Origin of the sequence: Streptomyces sp. NPDC050619 (assembly GCF_040654815.1) — a bacterium.
Lineage (GTDB): Bacteria > Actinomycetota > Actinomycetes > Streptomycetales > Streptomycetaceae > Streptomyces.
This window is the reverse complement of sequence record NZ_JBFAIR010000101.1, coordinates 1-4,743: the sequence shown is the minus strand read 5'-3', so window position 1 is coordinate 4,743 and position 4,743 is coordinate 1. Positions and strand designations below refer to the sequence as shown.

Annotated in this window: 3 protein-coding genes and 2 pseudogenes; 3 read left to right on the top strand and 2 right to left on the bottom strand. The window is 67.4% G+C overall.

The window, feature by feature from the left end; all coding sequences use genetic code 11:
• Positions 1–54: 54 nt before the first annotated feature.
• Positions 55–636, top strand: coding sequence for an NAD(P)H-dependent oxidoreductase (locus tag AB0I77_RS53155; RefSeq protein WP_363290265.1), 582 nt, complete (start codon positions 55–57; stop codon positions 634–636).
• 54 nt (positions 637–690) lie between these two features.
• Here the strand turns inward: AB0I77_RS53155 and AB0I77_RS53150 are convergent.
• Positions 691–1,304, bottom strand: a pseudogene (locus tag AB0I77_RS53150) (TetR/AcrR family transcriptional regulator).
• Between the two features lie 145 nt (positions 1,305–1,449).
• Between AB0I77_RS53150 and AB0I77_RS53145 the strand changes: the two are divergent.
• Together AB0I77_RS53145 and AB0I77_RS53140 are read left to right on the top strand one after the other, a co-directional pair.
• Positions 1,450–1,833 (top strand): annotated as a pseudogene (locus AB0I77_RS53145) (oxidoreductase); the annotation flags it as partial.
• A gap of 161 nt (positions 1,834–1,994) precedes the next feature.
• Complete coding sequence (locus AB0I77_RS53140; RefSeq protein WP_363290264.1) at positions 1,995–2,864, top strand: helix-turn-helix transcriptional regulator; 870 nt, start codon at positions 1,995–1,997, stop codon at positions 2,862–2,864.
• Positions 2,865–2,963: 99 nt separating this feature from the next.
• Here the strand turns inward: AB0I77_RS53140 and AB0I77_RS53135 are convergent, their stop codons facing one another.
• On the bottom strand, positions 2,964–4,592 hold the full coding sequence (locus AB0I77_RS53135; protein WP_363290263.1) for a CocE/NonD family hydrolase: 1,629 nt from the start codon (positions 4,590–4,592) through the stop codon (positions 2,964–2,966).
• Positions 4,593–4,743: the final 151 nt, after the last annotated feature.

Genomic DNA, 4,743 nt, shown 5'->3' with positions numbered 1-4,743 from the left:
CTGACACCCGTCTGACTGATCACTGATCACTGATCGCTGAAAAGGCTTCTCATCATGCCCAAGGTTCTCCTTGTCGTAGGCCACCCCGACCTGTCCCAGTCGAAGGCCAACGCGGCACTCGTGGACGCCGTCCGCGATCTGCCCCATGTCACCGTGCACGACCTCTACGCCACTTACCCCGACTTCCAGATCGACGCCGACGCCGAGCGGGCGCTGCTGGCCGAGCACGATGTGATCGTCTTCCAGCACCCGGTGTTCTGGTACAACACCACCCCTCTGTTCAGGCTGTGGCAGGACAAGGTTCTCACCATTGGCTGGGCCTTCACCATGGACGGCACTCCCGCGCAACTGGCCGGCAAGAAGGCCGTCGTAGCCGTCACCGCCGGCGTCAACGCCGAGGACTACACCCCGGACGGCTGGGTCAAGGCCACTGTCGAGAGCCTCCTCGGCAGCTGGGAAGCGACCCTGCGGCTGTGCCAGTTCGACATCCTGCCGATGGTCAAGGTGTACAGCACCATCACCGGCCTGACCGACGAGGACCTGGCCACCGCCGCCAAGCAGTACAGCGAACTGCTCGCCTCCTTCGCCGCCGACGTTGCCGTCGCTCCGTTTCCCCGAGCCGCCGACCCGAGCTGAGGGCGATGGCACCGGTCTCCATCATGATCCGTACCGCCCCCTCGCGAAAAGGCATCAGCGAGGCTTCATGCCGTGGAGCAGGTGGTGGACCAGGCTGTCCACGCCCGCCAGCGCCTCCTCCGGGGGCAGCATGCAGCTGGCGATGAAGGCGGCCATGCCATGGAGGGCGGTGCTCATGACGAGCTTCAGTTCCTCGGGGTCGCTCGCGATGATCTCGCCGCGTTCCTGGGCATCCGCGAGGACGTGGGTGACATTGGTCAGCGTCCGTTCGACCGCGGTCGCCATCTGCTCCGAGGCGTCGGGGTCGTGCTTGCGGGCGTACATCAGCTCCAGCAGCTCGGCGTTGTCGATGGCGAAGCCGAGGTAAGCCCGGGCGAGGGCGGTGAGCCGGAGTTCAAGGGGAAGTGCCGGGTCGTAGGCGGCGTCCAGAGCCTGGCCCAGTCGCTCGTACCCGGCCAGCGCCAGGGCGGTGAGCAGGGCTTGTTTGTCCTTGAAGTGCCGGCCGGGCGCGGCGCGTGGCTCACGCCGACCTCGCGGGCGAGCTCGCGCAGGGACAGCGAACCGGTCCCCTTCTCACGCAGGGTGCGTTCTGCGGCTGCGAGCAGGGCGGTTCGCAGGTCTCCGTGGTGGTAGGGGCGGCTCTCAAGCATGGGGCATCTTAACGCCATGTGGACAGCGCCAGCATAGTTGTCACTGTCATCATTGTTGTCATTGGCAGCATTGGGGTCAGCATCCACATTCGTCTCATGGCTGAGAAGACGAAGAACAACGCATGGGACGCGACCCGCCTGCGGCGGCCACGACGGTGATTGGCGGACCGCGGACGGCTTCGAGATGCAGTTCGGCACGGACCATCTGGGCCACTTCGCGCTGACGAACCTGCTTTTGCCGCACATCACCGACCGGGTGGTGACGGTGGCCTCCGTCGCCCACCGCTACCCGCTGGAACTCCAGCGCCGCCTGACGGAGTCCGGCTCCCCGGTCCGCTCCCTCGCCGCCCACCCCGGCTGGGCGGCGACCAACCTGCAGAGCCACGCCGCGAGTCCGGTGATGAAGGCGCTCACGCAGGTCGGCAACAAGTTCTACACCCAGGACGACAAGGCGGGCGCCCTGCCGACGCTGTACGCCGCGACGCAGGACCTGCCCCCGGCGAACTACGTCGGGCCCGACGGGCGGGACGAGAGGAAAGGCGGGCCGGCACCGGACGTCACGCAGGCGCCGTTGGGAACGCTGGGGAGGTGAGCCACACGTAAGACCGGGCCTGCAGCTGCCATGGCTGGGGGGGGCGGAAGATGAAAGGTTCCAGGTATAGATTCTTACCCCCCAATGTCGGTCCATTCGGTGTCACACTGGCCGGTATGACTCGCAACGCGCATCTCAACGAGCTGGGCGAGTTCCTCAAGACCCGCCGGGCCGGACTGAGTCCCCGCGCAGTGGGCCTTCCCGAGACAGGCGGCATGAGACGGGTCAAGGGACTGCGCCGTGAGGAAGTCGCTCAACTCGCCGCCATCAGCACCGAGTACTACACCCGCCTTGAACAGGGCCGTATCCAGGCGTCGGGGCCGGTGCTGTCCGCTCTGGCGCAGGTGCTCCGTCTGGACGACGACCAACGCGACTACCTCTTCGAACTCGCCGGGAAGGGCCAGGATCGGCCTCGTCGCCGTGCCGTGCAGAAGATACAGCCGACGCTGCAACGCCTCCTGGACAACCTGATCGACACACCGGCAATTGTTCTGGGCCGCCGTATGGACGTCCTTGCCTGGAATTCCCTGGCCGCCGCGCTGATGACCGATTACGCGGAGATTCCGGAGAAGAGAAGAAACCACACACGGATTCTTTTCACCGATCCGGCGATGCGGACGCTGTACGCGGACTGGGAGGAGGTCGCTCACACCACCGTCGCTCAGTTGCGCATGCAGGCTGCCAAGTATCCCGATGACTCCCGGCTGGCCGCCCTCGTCGGAGAACTGTCGGTGCAGGACCCGCACTTCCGCCGTTGGTGGGGCGACCACCATGTCGCCGCCCGCACGATGGGCACCAAGACCTACCATCATCCTGTGGCCGGCAAGCTCACCCTTGACTGGGACACCCTCACCGCCAGCATCGACGCCGAGCAGCAACTCGTCGTGCTCACCGCCGAACCCGGCACCCCTTCCCACGACGCGCTGCGCATCCTCGCCTCCTGGGCCACGAAACACCAGCAACCCGCACCCGACAGCGCCACCTGACCGCACGAGTGCGGTCAGCAGAGCGGGTGTACCCGGAGCAGGCGCTCTTCGGACGGTCACTTCTCGCCGCGTTCCAAGGCCCGCCCGGGTATTGCCGAGTCAGCGCGTTCGGGTGGGCAGGCTGACCGTGGAGGGGTGTTCGGGATCGTGGAATACGCTCTGGTCGGCGGCTTCCAGCCGGGTGGCGGTCAGTCGGGGTTCGCCGGTGCCGAGGTTGCGGTTGTACTGCGGAAACGCGCCGCTGGAGATCTGGACGCGGATGCGGTGCCCGGAGCGGAACCGATAGGCGGTGGGCGACAGGGAGACGGTGACGTTGGAGAGTTCGTCGGCCTGCGTGACGCCGGTGAGGCCGTCGCAGATGTTGGTGGAACGGCCCGCGGGATCGACATCGCAGACGCGGACGAACACATCTGCGTGCGGCAGGCTGGAGCGGAACCAGATGTCGGCGCTGACATCTCCGATCATCTCGACTTCCTCGGTGAGGATGTCGCTGGTGTAGGTGAGGACGTCGGGACGGGCTTCCAGCGCGGTGTTGTCGACCCGCCCGGCCTTGACGCCGGGGATCATGCGTACCCCGGCGAAGGCGGGGGTGGGGTCGGCCGGGTCGTAGCGGTAGGAATCCGCTGCCGATTCCGGCGGCGGTTCAAGGGCCAGGCGGCCGGCGGGGTGCAGGTGGAAGCGCTCAGGCGCGTATCCCGGCGGGGGCCAGGCCGAGAGGTCGCGCCACTTTTCCTCACCCATGACGAACACACGCACCGATGCTCGGTCTGCGGGCTCGGTGCCTTGGGCGTGGGCCAGCCCGAATTCCACGGTCTCCATCACCATGGCCTTCATCATCGGGCCGTCGGAGTGCGCCCAGGGGCCGATCGTGAGGCGGGGTCGACGGCCGGCGGCTTCCAGGCGGGTGTAGTCGCGTAGCTGGCCATGGAGGAAGACGTCGAACCAGCCGCCGATGAGGCTGGCCGGGATGGTCACGTCCGAGACTTGATGGCTCAGGTCGCCCCCCGCCCAGAACGGGGAGTCGGAGTCGTGAGCCAGGAAGTTCTGGATGACGTCGGAGCGGTGGCCGAGAGCGGCGTGGCCGGCGTCGGACAGCGGCAGCACGGTCTCGGCCCGGCGGCGTCGGCGGGCGCCCAGCAGGAACCGGGGCATCGCCCAGGGCCGTCGCCCAGCCTCGATGAGCAGGGCCCATCCGAACAGCGATTCCAGGGCGAAGGCCTCCTTGCGCAGAAACGCCATGCCCAGCGCCGACTCACTGACTGCTGGAATCATCGCTTTGACCTCTGCGGGCAGTTGGTCGGCCATCGCCCACTGGCTGTATGCGAGGTAGCTCTGTCCGCTCAGCACCAGCGCCCTGCCGAACCAGGGCTGCTTCACCACCCAGTCGACGGTGTCGATTCCGTCGAACCGTTCACGACGCAGCGGGTCGAACTCCCCGTCGGAGCCGCCCGTGCCGCGAGAGCTCTGCATCAGCACCTGGAACCCGCGTTCGGCCAGTGGCCTGGCCAGCTGCAACGCGAACGGCCCGCCTCGACCGTACGGGCTGCGCAACAGCGCGGTCGGCAGGCCGTCGCCACCAGAGCGTGGCGACCAGCGGTCGGCCAGCAGCACGGCGCCGTCCCGCATCGGGACCTCGAGATCACGTTCGATCACGAGGTCCCGGGTCATCGGTGCAGGCAGCCCCAGCATCCTCTGGGCGAGCAGACTGGTCAGCGGCGGTGTTCTCATGGGGGTCCTCCGTGTGTGGGCCGACCGCGGTGTGCGCCGGTGATAAGGGGCTGGATACGCAGCAGGCGCTCGGCCTGGAACTGCTGTGGGACAGCGCTGGTCAGCACATGGAACACGCGCCGGGCGGTCGTGATCGACACAGCTTGGTGGA

Bases quoted from the DNA above. Each gene is read 5' to 3' on its own strand.
- AB0I77_RS53155 (WP_363290265.1), top strand. From the start codon at position 55: ATGCCCAAGGTTCTCCTTGTCGTAGGCCACCCCGACCTGTCCCAGTCG.
- AB0I77_RS53140 (WP_363290264.1), top strand. From the start codon at position 1,995: ATGACTCGCAACGCGCATCTCAACGAGCTGGGCGAGTTCCTCAAGACC.
- AB0I77_RS53135 (WP_363290263.1), bottom strand. From the start codon at position 4,592: ATGAGAACACCGCCGCTGACCAGTCTGCTCGCCCAGAGGATGCTGGGG.